This window comes from Streptomyces sp. HUAS TT7 (assembly GCF_051550175.1).
GTDB lineage: Bacteria > Actinomycetota > Actinomycetes > Streptomycetales > Streptomycetaceae > Streptomyces.
Window position 1 is genome coordinate 7,363,920 of sequence record NZ_CP196175.1, and the last position, 20,218, is coordinate 7,384,137.

18 protein-coding genes are annotated in these 20,218 nt (G+C 71.1%); 7 read left to right on the top strand and 11 right to left on the bottom strand.

Features of this window, described 5'->3' with window-relative positions; all coding sequences use genetic code 11:
* Window positions 1–46 precede the first annotated feature (46 nt).
* The 4 genes from ACSHXC_RS33255 to ACSHXC_RS33270 are packed head-to-tail and all read left to right on the top strand — an operon-like array spanning window position 47 to window position 3,309.
* Window positions 47–622 carry a hypothetical protein gene (locus ACSHXC_RS33255; protein ID WP_438295062.1) on the top strand — a complete coding sequence of 192 codons (576 nt, stop codon included), beginning with the start codon at window positions 47–49 and terminating at the stop codon, window positions 620–622.
* Window positions 619–1,833, top strand: coding sequence for an MAB_1171c family putative transporter (locus ACSHXC_RS33260; protein WP_438295063.1), 1,215 nt, complete (start codon window positions 619–621; stop codon window positions 1,831–1,833). Before ACSHXC_RS33255 ends, ACSHXC_RS33260 begins: the two co-directional genes overlap by 4 nt.
* Window positions 1,830–2,783, top strand: coding sequence for a DNA-binding protein (locus ACSHXC_RS33265; protein WP_438295064.1), 954 nt, complete (start codon window positions 1,830–1,832; stop codon window positions 2,781–2,783). The genes ACSHXC_RS33260 and ACSHXC_RS33265 overlap by 4 nt, the downstream gene beginning before the upstream one ends.
* A 52-nt stretch (window positions 2,784–2,835) precedes the next feature.
* Entirely contained in the window at window positions 2,836–3,309 is a 474-nt protein-coding gene (locus ACSHXC_RS33270; protein WP_438295065.1) for a DUF3574 domain-containing protein, read from the top strand.
* 33 nt (window positions 3,310–3,342) lie between these two features.
* Here ACSHXC_RS33270 and ACSHXC_RS33275 read toward each other — a convergent pair whose 3' ends face one another.
* From ACSHXC_RS33275 to ACSHXC_RS33305, 7 genes are all read right to left on the bottom strand, one after another.
* Window positions 3,343–3,897, bottom strand: a complete 555-nt coding sequence (locus ACSHXC_RS33275; protein WP_438295066.1) for a phospholipase domain-containing protein — start codon at window positions 3,895–3,897, stop codon at window positions 3,343–3,345.
* A gap of 102 nt (window positions 3,898–3,999) precedes the next feature.
* A complete protein-coding gene (gene pspAB, locus ACSHXC_RS33280) occupies window positions 4,000–4,578 on the bottom strand; it encodes a PspA-associated protein PspAB (protein WP_438295067.1) in 579 nt (192 codons plus the stop codon).
* Between the two features lie 37 nt (window positions 4,579–4,615).
* Complete coding sequence (gene htpX, locus ACSHXC_RS33285; protein ID WP_438295068.1) at window positions 4,616–5,521, bottom strand: zinc metalloprotease HtpX; 906 nt, start codon at window positions 5,519–5,521, stop codon at window positions 4,616–4,618.
* A 161-nt stretch (window positions 5,522–5,682) separates the two neighbouring features.
* Window positions 5,683–8,523, bottom strand: a complete 2,841-nt coding sequence (locus tag ACSHXC_RS33290; protein WP_438295069.1) for an NHLP bacteriocin export ABC transporter permease/ATPase subunit — start codon at window positions 8,521–8,523, stop codon at window positions 5,683–5,685.
* Between the two features lies 1 nt (window position 8,524).
* Window positions 8,525–10,804, bottom strand: a complete 2,280-nt coding sequence (locus ACSHXC_RS33295) for an NHLP family bacteriocin export ABC transporter peptidase/permease/ATPase subunit (RefSeq protein ID WP_438295070.1) — start codon at window positions 10,802–10,804, stop codon at window positions 8,525–8,527.
* Window positions 10,801–11,607 (bottom strand): HlyD family efflux transporter periplasmic adaptor subunit, encoded by an 807-nt coding sequence (locus ACSHXC_RS33300; RefSeq protein ID WP_438295071.1) that lies wholly within the window; start codon window positions 11,605–11,607, stop codon window positions 10,801–10,803. Before ACSHXC_RS33300 ends, ACSHXC_RS33295 begins: the two co-directional genes overlap by 4 nt.
* A gap of 84 nt (window positions 11,608–11,691) precedes the next feature.
* On the bottom strand, window positions 11,692–11,919 hold the full coding sequence (locus ACSHXC_RS33305) for a type A2 lantipeptide (RefSeq protein WP_438295072.1): 228 nt from the start codon (window positions 11,917–11,919) through the stop codon (window positions 11,692–11,694).
* Window positions 11,920–12,726: 807 nt separating this feature from the next.
* Between ACSHXC_RS33305 and ACSHXC_RS33310 the strand changes: the two genes are divergently transcribed.
* Window positions 12,727–13,092: a luciferase domain-containing protein gene (locus ACSHXC_RS33310; protein WP_438295073.1), complete on the top strand. Its 366-nt coding sequence runs from the start codon at window positions 12,727–12,729 to the stop codon at window positions 13,090–13,092.
* Window positions 13,093–13,627: 535 nt separating this feature from the next.
* Here the strand turns inward: ACSHXC_RS33310 and ACSHXC_RS33315 are convergent.
* From ACSHXC_RS33315 to ACSHXC_RS33325, 3 genes are all read right to left on the bottom strand, one after another.
* Entirely contained in the window at window positions 13,628–14,680 is a 1,053-nt protein-coding gene (locus ACSHXC_RS33315; protein ID WP_438295074.1) for a chitinase, read from the bottom strand.
* 219 nt (window positions 14,681–14,899) lie between these two features.
* The gene (locus ACSHXC_RS33320) at window positions 14,900–15,586 is read right to left on the bottom strand and encodes an HAD family hydrolase (RefSeq protein WP_438295075.1); all 687 of its coding nucleotides are present in this window, start codon (window positions 15,584–15,586) and stop codon (window positions 14,900–14,902) included.
* A gap of 104 nt (window positions 15,587–15,690) precedes the next feature.
* Complete coding sequence (locus ACSHXC_RS33325) at window positions 15,691–16,167, bottom strand: Lrp/AsnC family transcriptional regulator (protein WP_053728505.1); 477 nt, start codon at window positions 16,165–16,167, stop codon at window positions 15,691–15,693.
* A 229-nt stretch (window positions 16,168–16,396) separates the two neighbouring features.
* Between ACSHXC_RS33325 and ACSHXC_RS33330 the strand changes: the two genes are divergently transcribed.
* Both ACSHXC_RS33330 and ACSHXC_RS33335 read left to right on the top strand, forming a co-directional pair.
* Window positions 16,397–17,902, top strand: a complete 1,506-nt coding sequence (locus ACSHXC_RS33330; RefSeq protein WP_438296970.1) for an FUSC family protein — start codon at window positions 16,397–16,399, stop codon at window positions 17,900–17,902.
* Between the two features lie 147 nt (window positions 17,903–18,049).
* Window positions 18,050–19,093: a lactonase family protein gene (locus tag ACSHXC_RS33335; protein WP_438295076.1), complete on the top strand. Its 1,044-nt coding sequence runs from the start codon at window positions 18,050–18,052 to the stop codon at window positions 19,091–19,093.
* Between the two features lie 68 nt (window positions 19,094–19,161).
* Here ACSHXC_RS33335 and ACSHXC_RS33340 read toward each other — a convergent pair whose 3' ends face one another.
* Window positions 19,162–20,091, bottom strand: a complete 930-nt coding sequence (locus ACSHXC_RS33340) for a sirohydrochlorin chelatase (RefSeq protein ID WP_344373560.1) — start codon at window positions 20,089–20,091, stop codon at window positions 19,162–19,164.
* Window positions 20,092–20,218: the final 127 nt, after the last annotated feature.

The window sequence follows — 20,218 nt, forward strand, 5'->3', positions numbered from 1 at the left end:
TGCAACGGCCTGCATCTCCAGCGTGGAAGGCGTGGAAGGCTAAAGGATGAAGGTGTCTGGCTCTGCGTTACCGTCGCCGGAGGACCGTCGGCTCAGGCGCCGTCTCAAAAAGGTTCGTCAAACCTGTGAGGCGCTGCTCGCGGACTGGGGCATGGAGCACGGCTGCGGCATCGACGAACTGCACCGCTATCTCAGCACACAGAATCAGCGGCCCATCCATCTCATTCCGATGCCCTTCCCGGAACGTCATCTCTTCGGCCTGTGGCTGAAACTCGACGACTTCGACATCATCGCTTACGAGAAGGCTGCCTCCCCGTCACACAAAGAGCACATCATTGCCCATGAACTGTCTCATATCGCCTTCGAGCACCGAGGTTCCGTGGAATTCGACCACAGTGATACGAGTCAGTTGTTCACCGATGTCGAACCGGCGGTGGTCCAGAGCATGTTGATGCGTTCCCGCTACAGCGACGACGAGGAGCAGGAGGCCGAGACGATGGCCTCGCTGATCCTGGCCCGCGCCACCAAGAGGTGGCTGGAACCCGCCTGGGGCGTGCCGGAGGAGGCCGCGGAGATCGTCGCGCGCATCGAGAACGGCGTCGGCAATCCGGACCAGTCATGAATACCGTCAACCTGGTCCTCACCTGGGTCTGTTCACTCGGCGGCCTCGCCGCCTTCGCATACCGGCTGCCGGATCTGCTGCGCAGAAAGCACGATGTCGCCCTGTGGGCGCTGTGCGTCTACTTCCTGTGTTCCGGGATCAGTTTCCTGGTCGACCTGGACGCGCTGCGGGTGCACATCTCCGACTTGTTCGGCCTGCCCAACATCACCTCGCTGATTGTCCAGGTGGCCGTCGTCGTCCTCACCGCGGCTCAGCAGGTCGTCCTCGTGTACTGGTCCTCACCGCCCGAAGAGGCCCGGCACCGGGCCACGCGCCGGGTCGTGTTCTTCGGCGCCGCGCTGTGTGCCCTGGTGGTGGCCTCGCTCGCGGTCAGCCCGGTCGCCAGCGCGAAAACGGCGACGTCGACGATCCTTCTCAGTATTCAGGACGGCCGCTACGCGCTGTACATGTCGTTCTATCTCGTCATCTGCGGCATCGGGCAATTCGAGACGGTCCGGCTCTCGCTGCGATTCACCAAGATGGCCAACCGGCAATGGCTCAAAGTCGGTATGCGCACCGTGACCGTCGGCGCGAGCCTGATCCTGGTCTACTGCGTCACCCGCAGCATTCAGATCGCCGGCACCAGGCTGCACTTCGACGCCTCGGCCCTCGACCCCATCCAGTGGTCGTGCGGCACCATCGGCGCCCTGCTCCAGATCACCGGCTGGACCATTCCGTCCTGGGGCATCCACCTCACCCGCGCCGCGGGCTGGCTGCGCAGCTACCGCTCGTACCTGAGGCTGCGGCCGCTGTGGTGGGCGCTGTACCAGGCCTCGCCGGACATCGCGCTCGACCCGCCCAGGTCCTGGGCCCGCGACCTGGTCCCGCCGCGCGATCCGCACTACAGCCTCTACCGGCGCGTCATCGAGATACGCGACGGACAGCTGATGCTGCGCACCTCGCTCTCACTGGCCGACTTCTCCCGGGTCGCCCGTTCCCTCGGCCTCCCCGAAGACCCCACCTCGCCGCTCGGCGAGGCGCTCCAGGTGCGGGCCGTCCTGAACCGCCCGGCCGAGGAACGGGACGAGCAGGCCGACGCCGCCGACATTCCCGCCAGGCCGCCGTACGACGACTTCCGCGACGAGGTGGAGTGGCTGACCCAGGTCGCGTCCTCGTTCACCGCCCTCACCCAGGGCCGGGCCGTGCGCGCGGCCGACAGAATCCCCTCATGACACAGGCGGGCCCACCACGATGCGGCGGAATCGGCCGTGAGCACCTGACTCCCTTCGCGCTGCGGGCAGTTGAGCGCCTCGTGGCCCTCGACGCCGAGCACGGCGCGACGGCCGCGGTGCCCGCCGTGCGCGAGCTCCTGCACGGCGTCCCGGAGCTGTCGGCCGACCCCGTCGCCCTGCGCGACGAGGACAGCGACCTGCTCGCCGCCCTCGCCGAACTCTGCGAAGTGATCGGCTGGATCCTCTTCGACGCGGGCCTGAACCGCACGGCCCACCGCATGAACGTCCGCGCCCTGGCACTCGCGGAACTCTGCGGCGACCGCGGGATCGCCCGCCTGGTGCTGCTCAACGACAGCATGCTGCACGCCCGCGCCGGACGCCCGAGGGCCGCCCTGGAGTCCGCCGCCCGCGTGTCCGGACCCCGCCCGCTGCCGACCCTGGTCGGCACGCTCGTGCTGGTCCGCCGGGCGCACGCGACCGCCATGCTGGGCGGCCACCGGGACGCCGACGAGCTCATCTCGCGCGCCCGGAGCCGGTTCCTGGACGGCGCCTCGGCCCAGGACCCGCCCTGGGCCTGGTGGATCGACCAGGCCGAACTCACCGGCCACCACGGCTGGGTGCTCGCCAGGCTGCAGGACTGGGACCGCGCCATCCCGCTGCTGCACGAGGCCGCCACCGCCCCCGGCCCCTCCTACCGCCACCTCTTCACCGCCGAACTCCTCGCCGCCCTCGCCGGCGCCGGTGCCTGGCGCGACGCCGAGGACCTCGTCGCGGACCTCGCTCCGCGCGCCGCGGGCATCGGCTCCGTACGGACGACCGAGACCCTCGCCCGCACCGCCGCCCGCTTGCGCGGCTGCCCGGCGGCGCCCGTGAACCTGCGGGACGCGGCGGCCTTCCTGCTCGCGTCCGTCGCCTCGCACTCCGACGGCCAGGACTGTCCTTCCCGATAGGACCACCTGGCACCGCCAGGAAAGCACCCCACTTCACACAGACAGGGACAACATGCTCCAGATCCGGGTGTCCACGCCCGCGGCCGCCGCATTCGTGGCGGTCGTTCTCCTCTTCGCCACCGGAGGACCGGTGTCCGAAGTCGCCTACGGCACGGCCGCCACCGCGTCGGCACAAACGCAGACGGCCGCCTCCGGCAGCCCGTATCTGGCGACCCATCTCTACTTCGGCACAGGCCGCCACAACGGAGAACCACCCATAACCGACGACCAGTTCATGAAGTTCGTCGCCGACGTGATCACCCCTCGCTTCCCGTCCGGGCTGACCATCCAGCAGGGCCGAGGCCAGTGGCGCGACAGGACCGGCTCCATCAACCGCGAGATCAGTTACGAGCTGACCGTGCTCTATCCGTCCCGAGAGGCCCGCACGCACAACCTCGACATCGAGCACATCCGCAACCTGTACTGCTCGATGTACGGCCTGGAGTCGGTGGGCCGCGCCGATGTGAAGGCCCAGGCCGACTTCTGAGCCGGACCGGACCCGCTGCCCGGCGCGCGGTGCTCACAGTCTGAGCCGCCGTACGACGAAGAGCATCGCGCCGAGCAGCACCAGAACCGTCCCCACGACCAGCGAGTCGAGATCGGTGACGCCGGCGATCGCGAGCCGGCGCCCGCCCGCGGCGCCGTCGCGGGGCGCGACGGTGACGGGCCGGGCGCCGGCCGCCCGGTCCGCGCCGGTCGCGGGTGGCGGGGGCGGCGAAGGCGCCGGCGACGGGGAAGCCGTCGCGCAGTTCAGTACGCCGCTCACCTCCTGGCGGAAGCCGCCCGGGCCGAGCACGGTGAAGCGGTAGCTCTGGCGGTCGGCGACCGGAACCAGAATGGTCCGCGACCGGCCCGGATCCACGGTGGCCGAGACGCCGGCCAGGCGGAAGGTGAACGGCGCGTCACCCCCGTTGCTCGCCGTGACGTCCACGCCGCCCCTGGCGCAGTCGTCCACCGCGGCGACGGACGGCGCGGGCCCCTGCGCGGGCAGCGCCGCCGTGGTGCCCGCGACCGCGCTCACGGTCGCGAGCAGCACGGCCCAGCGGGCCGCACCGCACTTCGTTGCGTGCCTCACGAAAGGCCCTTCGGGCTGAGAGCAAGGACGTCCCTCCATACGGAAACGGCCGGCCCGACGTTCAACAGGCGCCAGCAGAAGGCCCGTTGAGGCACCCATGCCTCACAGACCCGGCGCGCCCCACACCGGGAACCAGCGGGACAGATCGCTCTCGATGTGCAGGTCGTCCGCGACGACCGCTCTGATCCGCAGCTCCAGCGCGTTGTCCCGCTTCTCCCCGGGCAGCGGCGCGAAGGGGTAGAAGGAGCCCCGCTTGTAGAGGTACACCAACGCGAGTGTCCGGCCCTCCGCGTTGCCGAACCCGACCAGGGAGCACAGGAGTTGAGGGCCGAAGCCCGATCCTTCGAGCGCGGTGTTCACGGCGTGCAGATCGCCGACGAGCGAGGCCAGGTCGTCGGGGCCCCGGCGGGAGAGGAGCCACGAGTAGCCGTAGGAGTCGCGGCTGAACTCGATCGAGGACGGATCCCGTTCGGTGTCCGCGTTCAGCAGATCCGTCATGTCCTGCCGGATCCGGGCGAACGCCGGGCCCTCCACCGTCGTGAAGCACACCGAGCCCCGCCCGGTCGGCGTGAACTCGGCGGCCGCCTGGAGAGTGACGGCCGCCGACGGCAGGCCGAACAGCCGGTCCAGGTCCGGGGCCGCCGGCCGGGTGCGGCCGAGCAGGATGTCCAGGAAGCCCATGCGCTCCGTCCTCGGTCAGGGGTGACAGGTGCCCCGGTCAGGCCGGACGGCCCAGCTCCGCGGAGATCTTCGCCAGTCCGTCGAGACGCTGCTCAAGGGTCGGGTGGGTGTTGAAGAGGCGGGAGAGGCTGTCGCCCTTGCCGAAGGCCGGGATGAAGTAGAACGCGTTGAACGCGCTCGCCGTCCGCAGGTCCTTGCTGGGGATGCGGGCGATGTCCCCGTCGAGCTTGGTCAGCGCCGATGCGAGGGCCGAGGGGCGCCCGGTGAGCAGCGCCCCGGCTCGGTCGGCGGCCAGTTCCCGGTAGCGGGACAGCGCCCGGATGAGGAGGAAGCTGATCGAGTACACCGCCGCCGAGACCGCCATCACGCCCAGCAGTACGACCATGGTGTTCTGGTCGCGCCGCCCGCGGCCCCCGTACATCTGGGAGTAGAAGGCGAAGCGGACGATGAGCCCCGCGATCACGCCCAGGAACGAGGCGACGGTGATCACCGCGACATCGCGGTGCGCGACGTGCGACAGCTCGTGGGCCAGGACGCCCTCCAGCTCGTCGGGCTCCAGGCGGCGCATCAGCCCGGTCGTGACACAGAGCACCGCGTGATCGGCGTTGCGGCCGGTGGCGAACGCGTTGGGCAGGTCGGTGTCGGAGACCGCGACCTGAGGCCTCGGCATGTCCGCGGTCGCGCAGAGCCGGTCCACGATGCCGTGCAGCTGCGGCTGTTCCTCGCGGGTCACGACGCGGCCGTGCATCGCGTACAGGGCGATCCGGTCGGAGAACCAGTACTGCGACACGAGGACGGCCGCCGCCACCACGACGACCACAAGGGTCGACTTCAGCAGGACCAGGAGGGCCCCGACGAACGCCACGTACAGCAGGCCGAGCAGAAACAGGGTGACCAGCATGCGGGCGGTCAGCTGCCGGTCGGGCTCGAAGCGACTGTGCACGGCCGTCACACCCTCCCCGGAGCGGTACGGCCCGTCCGGGTGCGAGCCCGCGCGGCCGGGGCCGGGGGCCGGAGGAGGGGCGGCACATTCCTCTTGATCATGGCGTTCTCCAGGACCGGTGAAGTGGTGCTCACTCTCCACCATGCCACCGCGCCGGGCGTTCAGCGCAGCTGCCGCCGGACCAGTTCGTGCAGGCGTCCGTGGGGGTCGGCGAGGAGCTCGGCGGGCGGGCCCTGCTGCACGATCCGGCCCTGCGACATGACGATCACGCGGTCGGCGTCGAGCACCGTCGAGAGCCGGTGGGCGATCACGACACGGGTGGCCCGAAGGCTCCGGGTGCTCTCGATGACGATGCGCTGGGTCTCGTTGTCCAGCGCGCTGGTGGCCTCGTCGAAGAAGAGGACGCGGGGGCGCCGGACAAGGGCCTGGGCGATCATGAGCCGCTGGCGCTGGCCGCCCGAGATGGCACCGCCGCCGGAGATCATGGTGTGCAGCCCCATCGGCATCCGCTTGATGTCCTCGGCGAGGCCCGCCATCGCGGCCGCCTCCCACGCCTCCTCCTGCGTGAACACCTCCGCCCCGCAGATGCAGTCCAGGATCGATCCGGTGAGCGGCTGGGCGTTCTGCAGCACGACCCCGCACTGGCGGCGCACGGCCGCCCGGTCGAGGGCCGCCAGATCCTGGCCGTCGTACAGCACGCTGCCCGACACCGGGTCGTCGAAGCCGATGAGCAGCCGCAGCAGCGTCGACTTGCCGCAGCCGCTCGGGCCGACGACCGCCACGAACTCACCCGGCGCCACCCTCAGGGACACGTCGTCCAGGACCAGCGGCCCGTCGTCGGTGTAGCGGAAGGACAGGCCCCGCGCCTCGATCTCGCCGGACAGCGCGCCGGGCTGGGTGCTGGCCCCGCGCACCTCGGGCGCCGCGTCGAGCACCGGCTTGATCTGCTCGAACATGGGCAGCACGGCGGCCGCCGAGATGAACGCGCCGGTGAGCTGCGTGACCGCGGTGAGCAGCATCGTCACGGCGGTGTTGAAGGTCAGGAACGCGCTGGCCGAGAGGGAGCCGCGGGCGGGTCCCGCGAGCAGCACGAACAGGAGCAGTGAACACAGCGGCAGATAGACGGCGTTGAGGACCGTCGTCAGGTTCTTGATCCGGCCCGCCCGCTTCTGCAGCTCCCGACTGCGCGCGAACTCGCCCGCCCACGCCCCGTACGCGAAGCTCTCCGCCGCGGCGACCCGCAGCTTGGGAAGCCCGCGCAGGGTCTGGAACGCCTGGTTGTTGAGCTTGTTGCCGAGCTCGACCAGACGGCGCTGCCAGCGCAGCTCCCACATGCCCATGGTGAGGAACACCGCGGCGATGACGATCAGCATCGCGATCGCCACCAGCGCGAGCGGCACGCTGAAGCACAGCAGCAGCACCAGGTTCATCGCCCCGACGGTGCCGGCCTGTACGGCGACCGGGCCGATGCCCGACAGGACCCGCCGGATCGCGCTGACCCCCATCGCCGCACTCGCCAGCTCACCGGTGGAGCGCTCGGCGAAGAACTTCGTCGGCAGCCTCAACAGCCGGTCCCACACGGCGGGTTGCAGGGTGCTCTCGATCCGCCCCTCCATGCGCAGGATGGTGAGGTTCTGGAGCAGCATGAACGCGGCCGACACGACGCCGGAGACGATCACGGCGAGCGACACCTGCACGATGAGGCTGCTCTCGGCACGCGGCACATAGACGCCGAGCACCTGCCCGGTCGCGATCGGTACAAGGGCGCCGAGCGCCACCGTCACCAGACCGGCCAGCAGCAGATTGCGTACGTCGGCGCGGGTGCCGCGCAGGCTGAACCGCAGCAGCTCCCACTTGCCGGGCGCCTTCTCCGGCAGCGGCCGGTAGAACATGACGGCCCGCTGCTCGAACTCCTCCGCGTTGTCGGCGTCGACCCGGGTGCGCCGGCCGGACACCGGGTGCACCGCCTCGTAGCCGCCGCGCCGCCACAGCAGGGCGACCGCGGTGCCGCTGGTGCGGTGGCCGACCAGCGGGCCGGAGTCCTCGCGCCACCAGCGCCCGTCGAGCCGCACCGGCCGGGTGCGGATCCGGGAGGCGACCGCCACCTGCTCGACCGCGTCGATCCGGTCGCTGACCGCGCCGCCGAGCGCCGGGTCCGCGAGCGTGATCCCGGCCGCGCCCGCGACGAGGCGGCACGCCGCGTACGTGGCGTCATCGCTCGAACCCGCTGTGCGCGACGGTGCCTTGCGGGTGCGTCCGATCGAGGTGAGCAGCGCCCGGTCGGCCTCCTCGCGGACGGCCTCGCCCGCCTTGATGCCGGCCGCGGTGCGGTCCTCGTGGGCGCGCTCCAGGCGCTCGATCCAGCGGTCGAGGGCGGAGAGCAGCCGGTACTGCCGGTTGACCATGCCCTGCCACAGGGCGCCGTCGACCAGCAGGTCACCGGCCGCCTCCGCGCTGAACGCCGCCCCGTACTGCACGCTGCCCGGCGACACCGGAAGCCACAGGATGTCGTCGTCGGCCACCGCTTCGTCCAGAGCGGTCCGGCCGTCCAACGGGGCCTCGAACAGGACGCGTTGACCCCGACCGGCTCCGAGCGAGAAGGCGTGCTCCAGGAGGCTGAGCGCCGTGTCCCCGGTGTCGTACTGGCTGAGGTGCTGCCCCTCGTACCCGCCGGCGTCCGGGTACCGGTACAGCTCGCGCAGCGGGATGCGGCGCAGCACGCACTCCCGCAGCGGGCGGCCGACCAGGGTGTGCTGCGGGCCCTCGACCGGGCCGAGGAGCAGGGTGCCCGGTTCGAGCCGGCCGAGGAAGTGCCAGTGGCCCTGGGCCACCGCGTCGACCGCGAACAGGTCCAGGGCGCCACTCACCACGAGCCACAGGACCTGCGGCCCGTCGAGGGAGAAGCTGCGCAGACCGGCGCAGTCGATGTGCTGCCCGAGCCCGCCGAGCGCGCCGACGACAGGGTCGGCGCCGGGCTCGGCGAGGGGGTGTACGGAGGTCACCTCAGTGCTCCCTGACCAGCTCGGCGTACGGTCCCGCGGCGGCGACCAGATCCTCGTGCCGGCCGCGCTCCACGACGGTCCCGTGGTCGAGCACCACGATCTCGTCGCTGTCGCGGACCGTGCTGAGGCGGTGGGCGATGACGACGCAGGCGCAGCCGCGGCGGCGCAGATTGTCGATGATGACGTGCTCGGTCTCGGCGTCCAGAGCGCTGGTGACCTCGTCCAGGACGAGGATGCTCGGCCGCCGCACCAGCGCCCGCGCGATCTCCAGACGCTGGCGCTGACCGCCGGAGAAGTTGCGCCCGTCCTGCTCGACGCGGCTGTGGATGCCGCCCGCCCGGCGCGCGACGACCTCGTACAGGGCCGCGTCCTTGAGGGCCGCCACGACGGCGTCGTCCGGGATCGAGGGGTCCCACAGCGCGACGTTGTCGCGGACGGTGCCCTCGAAGAGGAAGACGTCCTGGTCGACGAAGGACACGGAGGCGGCCAGCGCCCCGCGCGGGATGTCCTCCAGACGCTGCCCGTCGATACGGATCGTGCCCTCCCAGGGCGCGTAAAGGCCCGAAATCAGCCGGGACACCGTGGACTTGCCGCTTCCGGAGCCGCCCACGAGGGCCACCTGCTGCCCCGGGCCGACGGCCAGCGAGAACCCGGTGAGCAGGGGCTTGTCGAGCGGGCTGTAGCCGAAGGTGATGTCTTCGAGCGTCACATGGCCCTTGAGGCGGCGCGTGTTCGCGGCCGGCTCGGGGCGGGTGTGCAGCGCGTCGACGGGGAAGTTCTCGACGTCCTTGAGCCGGGCCACGTCGGCCGCGAAGTCCTGGATGCGGCCCGCTACGCCGTTGAGCCGGGTGACCGGTGCGGTGAAGCGGGTCACCAGGGCCTGGAACGCGACGAGCAGACCGATCGAGATGTGTCCCTCCACCGCCCGCAGCCCGCCGATCCACAGGATCAGCGCACTGTTGAGGGTGGCGAGCAAGGGGGCGACGACACCGAGCCAGGCGCTGGGCACACCCAGGCGCTGCTGCTCCTCCAGCGTCGTTGCGTGCTGGCCCGCCCAACGCCGGAAGTACCCGTTCTCGCCGCCCGTGGCCTTCATCGTCTCGATCAGCTGGAGCCCGGTGTACGAGGTGTTGGTGAGCCGCGCGCTGTCGGCGCGCAGCTTCTGCGTGCGCGTTGCCCGAAGGCGTACGACGATGCGCATCGCCACCACGTTGAGCAGTGCGATGCCCACCCCGATGACGGTCAGCTGCGGATCGTAGGTCCACAGCAGAAAGGCGTAGAGCAGCACGACGACGCCGTCCACGGCCGCCGCGGTCAGATCGCGCGCCAGCGTCTCGGCGACCGCGTCGTTGGACTGGAGCCGCTGCACGAGGTCGGCGGGGCTGCGCTGCGCGAAGAACGTGACCGGGAGCCGCAGCAGATGCCGGAAGAAGCGGGCACTGCTGAGCGTGGAGGAGATGATGCGCCCGCGCAGCAGATTCGCCTGCTGGAGCCAGGTCAGCACCACGGTGAGCGCCACCATGGTGCCCATCGCCGCGAACAGGACGCCCAGCAGCGATGTTTGACGGCCTATCAGAAACAGATCGATATACGTACGGCTCAGGGCGGGCAGCGTCGCGCCGACCGCCACGAGCAGCAGGCTGGCGAGCAGCGAGGCCAGCATGGTGCCCGTGGTGCCGCGAAGCCGCGCGGGCAGCGCGCCCATGACGCCGGGCCTGCGGCCGCCGCGCCGGAAGTCGGGGCCGGGTTCCAGGACGAGGACGACACCGGTGAAGCTGGTGTCGAAGTCCTCCGTCGGTACGAACCGGCGTCCCTTGTCCGGGTCGTTGATGTGCACGCCCCGCCGGCCCAGGCGCCGCCCCATGCCGTCGTACACGACGTAGTGGTTGAACTCCCAGAACAGGACGGCGGGCCCCTGCACTTCGGCGAGCGCGGCCGGCTCCATCTGCATGCCCTTGGCCGTGAGCCCGTAACTGCGGGCCGCCTTCAGGACGTTGCTGGCCCGCGAGCCGTCGCGCGAGACGCCGCACGCGATGCGCAGCTCCTCCAGCGGAACGTGGCGGCCGTGGTGGGCGAGCACCATGGCGAGGGAGGCGGCACCGCACTCCAGGGCCTCCATCTGGAGGACGGTGGGGCTGCGCACGGTCTTCGTCCGCCCGGCCCTGGGCGCCTGCCGACCGCGTGAACGGCGGCTAGCCCCCGGGGAGTTGGAGGAGCGTCGGCGTCCGTGGCCGGTGGGCGGGAGCTGCGGGGCGGTGGGGGATGTGTGGGGTGCGGTCACGGGAGCAGCCAATCGATGGGACGCCGGTCGGCCAGGTGGACGGTGCCGGTGGCCAGGGTCATGGAGTCGACGGCGAACGGCGGGCCCCCGGCCGACGACCAGCGGTAGCCGGACTTCGTGCCGGGCGCGGCATCGAGCAACACCTGAACCCCGACGGGCCTGCCGTGCTGCGAGAACTGCTCGGCGAGCTGGGCGTCGCCGAGGAACGCGGCGATCTGCTGCTGTGTCTGCGGCGCCCTGCCGACCGCGGCCACCCGGCCGCGCAGCACCCCGTACTGTTCGGCGGGCACGGACTGCACGGTGAGGTCGACCAAGGCGCCTTCGGGCACGCTCGCCACGCTGTCGCCGGGCAGGTACAGCATCACCATCAACGGGTCGTCGGCGCCGCCGGTCCGCTCCACGCTCGCCACGTTCGCGCCGGTGGCGACGACCGAGCCGATGGTGGCGGAGAGGCTGGTGAGGCGTCCCGCGGCGATCGCGCGGACGGTCCGGTCGCCTTGCGCGGTACGCACCTTGAGGAGCGGTGCGTCGGCCGCGAGGGCCTGGCCCTCCTTGGCGAACACACCGGTGATCTGGCCCGCGACCGGGCTCTGCAGGACATAGCTGCCCTGCGCGTGGGTGAGGATGCCGGGGGCGTCGATCGTGGAGGAAACGGAACCCGTCACGGCCCAGAAACAGGCTGCGGCCATGACCACCACAGTGACAAAAAGGACGAGCCTGCCCTGCGGGCGCGCAAAACGCACCGGCAGGTCGAGTTCCTCCGGTGACTGCAGTTTGGAAAGGGCCTGTTGGCGAAACTGCAAGAAACTCTTTCCTTAACCGTGAACCATCCGCAAATTATCCGCAAAGCCCCGGAACCGAGGAGGTTCCGGGGCTCACGCGCGATCTCAGAGACCGGCGACGAGGCCCTGGGCCAGGCCGGTGACGGGGGCGGTGTTCACGCCGGTGACCGAGCCGACGAGGCCCGTGACGGAGCCGACGATGCCGGAGACCGGGAGGACCGAGTCGGCGGTGCCGGTCACGTTGCCGAGCGCGGTGCCGACGAGGCCGCCGGACACGTTGTCGAGGTCGGCGTCGGAGATCTCAAGGGTCTCAACCTGGGGAGCGTTGTTCATGGTGGGTACTGCCTTTCATGGGGACATTTCCTATCGGGAACTCCTTGCCGGGGCTCCCGCAGTGGCCAGGATCAAAACACGCCGACAGCTTTCACAGCCAATCGCCGTGGGACCGATCAGGGGTTGGTGACCACGGTGAATTGCGGTCACGTGCAGGTGTGTTCATGATTTGGGGTCAGATTCTTCACGAGCTTCACGAGATGAATTCCTGGCGCCCTGTGTTCACTTTTCTCAAGTGGGACACTCCCGCCCCAAAGCCGCTGTCGCCGGTCCGGACCCGAGGCCGGTCCGTGACCTCGGTGACGGGGTTGCGCATTGGATGTGCAGGTTTTCGGAAGGCATCCCTCCGTTTGCCTCTGGGGTACGTGGCCGGCGCCGGACGCCTCTGTGCTTCGTGATCCATAGGGGGATGGTTCGGGACATCTGCCTTCCAGGTGGGCGAGTTGGGGTGGGCCGGCCGCGACTGTGCAGCCGCAGGGCAAGTCCGCCAGGATCAGTCGGCCCCGCTGGGGGCGGCACGGGAGACGTGGCGCGGTGCTCACCCGCCAGAACTGGTCACCTGGCCAGGAGGTGAAGTGGGGGTGAACACCGCAGAGCATCCGCTCGGGCCGCAGCTCGCCCGGCGTGGACCGGCCACGAAACTCATCAACGGGTGGCTGGGGGTGGTCCTCCGGGTGAAGTGTGCGCGAGGATGGCGTTATGACCGCGGCTCATCGCGCCATGGACCAGTTGCAATCATGGCCGAACCTGGTAAGTGGCCCACCCCGGTGCGCAGTTGGGGAGGCACTTTTCACGGCGGAATACGAAGTGGTGCATTTCCATTCCGGATTCGCGGCCGACCTGCATCTCACCCACACGGCGATCGAGCGACTGCGTCCCGAGCTGCGGCACAGCACGGCGATCCGGCTGAAGCCGGGGTCGGCGTGGGTGACCATCCTGCTCGACTGCGACTCGGATGTGGACCTGCTGCTCACGCTGGTCAGCGTCGCCCTCAAGGCCCACACCGACAGCCCGCCGAACCCCCTTCCCTCCCCGTGCACGTGGTACCGCCCCGCGGTTCCGCTCCAGCGGGTAGGGGAGCAGACCGTCCTGGAGCTCCCGGCCGCGGGCATGTTCCCTGCCGCGCGGCGGGCGGTGGGGCGATTCTTGCCGCATGGGCCCCGGGCGGTCTGAGGGCTGCGGTGGCGTAGTTCCCCGCGCCCCCAGACCTCCCTTCGGCCCCGGACCGTGCGTGGCTGCTCGCTTCCCTGGCAGGGCCCGGGGCTGAACCCCGTTCAGTTGAACGCTCGTTGGCGGGGCCTTCGGCGTGGAGCTGCTCGAACTCGTCGCCGAGGAGCGGGCGGTGACCTTCCGCCCCCTCGACGAGCACGGTCACCTCGACCTCGGCCACATCCTCGCCCAGGCCGGGCCCACGACCCGCATCTACTGCTGCGGGCCCGAGCCGCTCCTGGTCGCCGTCGAGGAGAAGTGCGCCGAACTCGGCCTGCGCGACCGCCTGCACGTCGAGCGGTTCTCCGCCGTCGAGGTCGCGGCCCCGCAGGGTGGCGAGCTCGGCTTCGAGGTGGAGTGCCGCCGCTCGGGCCGCACCATCCATTCGTCTGGTGCTCGACATCTGATCCGCGAGCGCGCCCATGAGCCCCGCCCGACGGACGCCGGGCGGGGCTCATGGGCTGAGTGCACGGGCTCGGCACCGGCCGTCATCGGGCCGTCAACGACCCTGCATCGCCTTGATGTTGTCGCCGAACGTCCAGTTCTTCGAACCGTCCCAGTTGATGGACCACGTCATCAGGCCCTTGAGCGCACCGCCGTAGGTGTTCCACGCCTGGGACACCTGACTCGTCGTCATATAGCCGCCACCCGCGCCGGGTTGAGCGGGCAGACCCGGCACCTGCTTGTCGTACGGGACTTTGATCGTGGTGCCCTGGACGACGAGGCCCTTGTCGAGACAGCTGGTCTGCGCGGTGAACCCGGCGACCGTGCCCGCCTCGTACGAATCACCGGAGCAGCCGTACATGCTGCCGTTGTAGTACTGCATGTTGAGCCACCACAGCCGGCCGTTGTCCGCGTACTTCTTCACGATGGGCAGGTACGCGCCCCAGATCGAGCCGTACGTCACGCTGCCCCCGGTGACGTACGCCGTCTCCGGAGCCATCGTCAGGCCGAAGTTCGGCGGCATCTGGGCGAGCACGCCGTCGATGATGCGGATGAGGTTGGCCTGCGAGGCCGACAGGGTGCTGATGTCTCCGCTGCCCACCAGGCCGGTCTCGATGTCGATGTCGATGCCGTCGAAGTTGTACTGCTTGAGGAGGGGCACGATGGTCGCCACGAACCGGTCGGCCACGGCGCTCGAACTGAGGTCGATACCGGCCGCAGCCCCGCCGATGGACATGAGGACCGTCTGGCCGGACGCCTTCGCCTGACACATTTCGGCGGGCGTCGGCACCTTGACCGTGGAGTCCATGCCGTCCTCCCACAGCACGGTGCCGTCCGAACGGATCACGGGGAAGGCCGCGTTGATGACGTTGTAGCCATGGCCGCCGATGCGGGAATCGGTCACCGGGATCCAGCCCAGCGGTGGATGAACGCCGTTGGCGGCGCCGTCCCAGTTCTCCCAGTACCCCTGGAGCACCTTGCCCGAGGGTCTCGACTTGACCGCGCAGGTGTCGGCCCGAGTCGCGCTCGGCGCCGCGGCCACCGGGGCCTGCGCGGCGAGAGCCAGCACCAGGCCTGCTCCCAGCAGACGTAACGTACGACCGATCATGCTGTGCTCCTTGCCTCCGGGAGCGGCCGCGTGGGGGCCCGGCGGCTCCCGGACCGTGGGGGGACCTGAGGAGGTGCGAGGGGGTGGCGCCCCACACCGTAGATTGGTCCAGACCTGCCGTCAATCGTGTCGGAGATTCCGGATCCTCGACCTGATGGCCCATCGGACGTATTGATCTGCTTGGCCGTCAAATCCCTTGTGCACGGCGGGAGTTGGAGATCAGGATCCCGTGGCCATCCAGTCGTACGCCCGCTCCGCGCCGAACTCCCGCTGGCCGCCGGGGAAGAGCAGTCCCGCCGTCGCGAACGCCGGGTCGTCGGCGCTCTGTGGCAGGTAGGGGACGGCGATGCAGCGCATCCCGGCGGCATGCGCGGCCGCCGCTCCGGGCGGGGCGTCCTCCAGGACCACGCAGTCGGCGGGTGCGGCACCGAGGCGTCGGGCGGCCTCCAGGAAGACGTCCGGCTCGGGCTTGCCGTGCTCGACCTCCTCGGCCGACACCACGAGCTCCATGAAGGAATCGAGGCCGGTGCCCGCGAGGACCGCGTCGATCGCCGAACGCGAGGAACCCGAGGCCACCGCCATCCGTACGCCCTCCGCGTGCAGCCGCTCCACGAACTTGCGCATCTCGGGGAAGACCTCGGTGCAGGCGCGGGCCAGCTCCAGATAGGCCGCGTTCTTCGCCGCCAGCATCTCCTCGACCGGCCCGGTCAGCGCGTGCTGCCGCTCCAGGATCTCCAGGGTCTCGCGGGTTCCGATGCCGATGAAGCGGGCGTGCTGCTCCCAGGTGAAATCGGGGAGGCCGTAGCGCGCGAGCACCTGGCGCGCGGCTTCGTAGTAGTTCGGCTCGCTGTCCACGAGTGTGCCGTCGAGATCGAAGATGACCGAAGTGGCGCGTGATGTGCTCATGTGTCCCAGCATGCCAAGGAGCGGAGGCGTTCCGCCTCGGTCACTCGGCGGAGGCCTTCGACGTGACTCACGGGGAGCGCCTCGCCGGGAGCGCCTCACCCCGCTCACTTCGCGGAGGCGCGTCCCACCGACTCGACCAGCGGGAGCAGCCGGTGCGCCACCCGCTCGCGCAGCGCCACTTCCGTACGCGTGCGGACGACGCCCGGGAGCTGGATGAGGCGCTGGATGACGTCTTCGAGGTGGGCGTTGTCGCGGGCCGCGACCCGGGTCAGGAGATCGCCTCCGCCGGTGATCGAGAACGCCTCGATGATCTCGGGCACCGCGGCGAGCGCGTCGCCGACCTCGTCGAGGTGGCCCTGGGTCACCTCGATGTGGACGAAGGCGAGCACCGGGTGGCCGAGGGCCGCGGGGGAGAGCGCGGGGCCGGTGCCGGTGATCACGCCGTCCCGCTCCATCCGGTCGAGCCGGGCCTGGAGCGTGCCGCGGGCGACGCCGAGGATGCGCGCGTACTCACGGATGCTGGTGCGCGGCTGCTCGATGAGCAACCGCAGGATCCGGGTGTCGAGTGTGTCCACCGTCATGTCCCGTTGGCTCCCTTCTGGTCCTATCGGCAGGGCTTTGACTGTACCAATGGCGCAGTGATATTGAGCTCGGTTGAGCCAGTGTCACTCCGGATGTTTTCCTCTGGAGGTAGATGGCGCCGCGCAGCGCGCGGGAACGGTGACGACGCCGGTCCTGGCCCAGCGGCGCCTTTGTCATGCCTGAAGCGAATGTGCACGTAAAGGGGGCGCGGCGACCGTCGTGAAGAGGATGTTTGTGGCTCCGGACCCGGGGCTTTTGCGACTGCGTGTCTCGCTGCGGGCAGTTCTCGGCGTGAGCCTGTCGGTCACCGCGGCGGAACTCTGCGGGCTCTCCCTGCCCGCGTCCATCACCGCGGGCCTCGCCTCGCTGCTCGCGCTGTTCACGGTCGGCGATGCCACGGTCCGCTCCCAGGCGGTCACCACCGCGCTGCTCCCCGCCGTCGGATTCCCGGTGCTCGCCCTGGCGGCCGCGCTGCACGGCACCCCGCTGCTGCGCGACGCCTGCTGGCTCGCGGTGATCTTCGCCGGGGTGTACGCGCGGCGCTGGGGCCCGCGCGGACAGGCGCTCGGGATCTTCGCCTTCATGATGTTCTTCACGACCCAGTTCCTGCACGCGGTTCCCTCTCAACTGCCCGAACTCTACGGGGCAGTTGCACTCGCGATCGCGGCCTCGGCGGGGGTCAGGTTCGGGCTGTGGTGCATCGAGCGGCGCACCATCCCGCCCGCGGCGCCGGCCCCGCTCACCGGGCGCGGACTCGCCCACCCCACCACCCGCCAGGCCTTCCAGGCGACGGTGGCCTGCGGGATCGCGCTCGGCGTGGGCCAGGTGCTCTCCGAGGCCCGCTGGTACTGGGCCGTCGGCGCCGCCTGGTGGATCTTCGTGAACACCGCGTCACGCGGCGAGACCCTGGTACGCGGCTTCCGCCGGGTCCTCGGCACGGTCACCGGCATCGTCGCCGGGCTGCTCATCGCGATCCCGCTGGACGGGGCGCCGGCCCCGACCGCGGCGCTGGTCGCGGTGTGCGTCTTCGGCATCTTCTACACGGCCGCGCCCAGCTACAGCTGGATGATGTTCTTCGTCACCGTCATGGCGGGGCTGCTCTACGGACTGCTCGGCGTCCTGCATCCCGGGCTGCTCGTGCTGCGCGTCCAGGAGACGGCGGTGGGCGCGCTCGGCGCGGTCGTCGGCGTCGCCCTGGTGCTGCCGGTCAGTACGCACGCCGCCACCGACGCGTGGATCCAGCGGGCCCTGCACTGCGTACGCCGCTGCACCGCGGCGGCCGCGCACCGGCTCGCCGGGGACGAGAGCGCCGACCCCGCGTCCCGCGCCGCCGAACTGGAACTCCTGCTCGGCCGCGTACGCCACTCTCTGGGCCCGCTGGTCCACCCGCTCAGCCCGTTCCGTGCCCGCAGGGCCCGCGCCCACCAGGTCCTCGTCCTGCTCGACGACTGCGCCCGCGAGGTGCGGGGCCTGGCCGCGGTGGCCGCCGACCCGGCCGCCTCGCACGACGCCCGCCTCACCGCGGCGTGCCAGCGCGTGGAGGCGGCGGTGGCGACCCTGGTCTCCCCGTCGCCGGACCCGTCCCCGTGGACCGCCCTCACCGCGCTGCCGGCCCCCCACCACCACCCCGGCGCGGAGGCCGCTCTCACCCACCTGCACGGCCTGGAGCGAGCGCTGGGGGAGCTGGCCGCACCGCTGAGGTCCTCGCCCCGGGCGGCCTTGGCTGTGGCCTGAGCGGAGGCGGGCCTCGTCTTTTCCTCGGCCCCGGCACGGAGATCCCGTTCTTCGCGGGCTGAGCGCACCCCCAGCTGGTCTAGACCCCCTGCTACGGTCGCCGGAGCACGCGGTGTGCGGGTCGGTCACGGCGAGAGGGGCTGCAGGGTGGGCACGGACAGGGTCGCGCGGGCATTCATCGGGTCGTTCACCACGGCGGGCGGGCGCGGGGTGACCGCCGTCGCCGTGGACGAGGAGACCGGGGCGCTCACCCCGCTCGGGTCCTCGGACGCCCTCGTCAATCCTTCGTTCCTGGTTCCGGCTGAGGGCGGGGCCGTCCTGTATGCCGTCGGGGAGAACGCGGACGGGACGGCTGCCGCCTTCGACGTCAGTGGAGACGTTCCGCGGCTGCTCGGTGAGCCCGTGCCCGTACGCGGCGCCGGGCCCACCCATCTCGCCCTCGCCGCCGGGCACCTCGTCACCGCCAACTACCAATCCGGCAGCGTCACCGCGCTCCCGGTCCGCCCCGACGGCAGCCTGGGCCCGGCCGCATCCGTTCTCGCGCACCACGGCTCCGGCCCGCACCCCGACCGCCAGCGAGAGCCGCACGCCCACCAGGTGCTGGCCGACCCGAGCGGCCGCTGGGTCGTCAGCGTGGACCTCGGCACCGACTCCGTACGCGTCTGTGCGCTCGACCCCGAGACCGGCGCCCTGCGCCTGCACTCCGAGACCGCCCTGCGGCCCGGCACCGGCCCCCGCCACCTCGCCTTCCACCCCGCAGGCCGCCACGCGTACGTCCTCAACGAGCTCACGCCGACGCTCACCGTGTGCCGCTGGGACGTGGAGCGCGGCACCCTCGAACCCCTCCACGAGGAGCCCGTCGTCGAGGACGGGGTGACTACGACTACCTACCCCTCGGAGGTTGTCGTCGCGCTCGACGGGCGCCACGCATGGGCGGCCAACCGCGGGCACGACTCGATCGCCGTTCTCGCCCTTGACGCAACGGGCGAGAAGGCCCGCCTCGTCACCACCGTGGACTGCGGCGGGCAGTGGCCGCGCGATCTCACCCTGGACCCGTCCGGACGCCGTCTGTACGCCGCCAACGAGCGCTCCGGCGACGTGACCTGGTTCGACGTCGACCCGGCCACCGGCATCCCCGCCCGGGCCGGCTCCATCGAGGCGCCCGCCGCCTCGTGTGTCGTCTTCCGCTGACCGGGTAACGCGGCGGGGCCCGCACCGGTTGTCCGGTGCGGGCCCCGCCCTTCGCGTTGTGCGGACGGTCAGTGGACCGGCGATCCCTGCGGCTGCGGGGTGATGCCCAGCGCGGCCGCGTACTGCGACAGGACCAGCTTGCCGATCGCCGGGTAGGCACCGAGCGCCTCGGCGATCGCGCACTCGGCCTCCTTGGCGGCCGCGTCGAGCAGCCCCTCGGCCACCTCCGGGCCGATCAGGTACGGGGCGACGGCGAGCTGCACCGAACCCGAGCCGCGCAGCTGTGCGGCCATCGCCGCGATCGCGCCCTCCTGGTCGAGGGCGGCGGCCATCACCGGAACGGCGAGGCGCGCGGCGAGCAGCATGCCGGTGATCCCGGCGGCCTGCACAGCCTCCTCGCCGCCCACCGTCGCCAGGATGATCCCGTCGGCGGCGGTCGCGACCGTGAAGAGCCGGGCGCGGTCGGCGCGGGCCAGACCGGCCTCGGAGAGCCGCACGTGCAGGCCCTCGGCGAGCAGCGGGTGCGGGCCGAGCACATCGGTCAGCTCGGCGGCGGCGCGGCTGTCCATGATCGCCTGACGTATCCGGCGGATCAGGGCGCTGTCGGGGCCCGCGAGCAGCGGGACGACCACGGCGGCCGGGCCCTCGGGCTCGGCGACCTCGCGGCCCGCGGCACGCGCCTGCTCGACGCGCGCGCTGCGCTCGGCGGCGGTGTGGGCGAGAACGGCGTCGAGCGTGGGGTACTCGGCGGATTCGGCTTCGGTGCTGTCCAGGTAGCCGATGCGGGCGTGCAGGCCGGGCAGCTCGGAGCGGGCGATGCTGATGACCTCGTCGGCGAGGCTGCGCACAGCCGGGCCGGGAACGCCGGGAACGGCGAGAACGAGCGCGGGCGCGCCCTCCGGAGCAACCACCGGTTCCGGGCGGCGGTGCCGGCCGGACTGGCGGGGTCGCGGCATTCGTACGGGCAGGCCGGATGCTGGCCCAGTGGGGGTGCTCATGGCGTCGCATGCTACTGGTTTTGCGTGGGCGGCTGTTCGGGGAGGGGACAGCTGAGCGGTATCTGTCCCGTTTTTCCCGGAGAGTGACATAAAGATCAACTATCCTGATCTGTCTCGGCACTCAGCC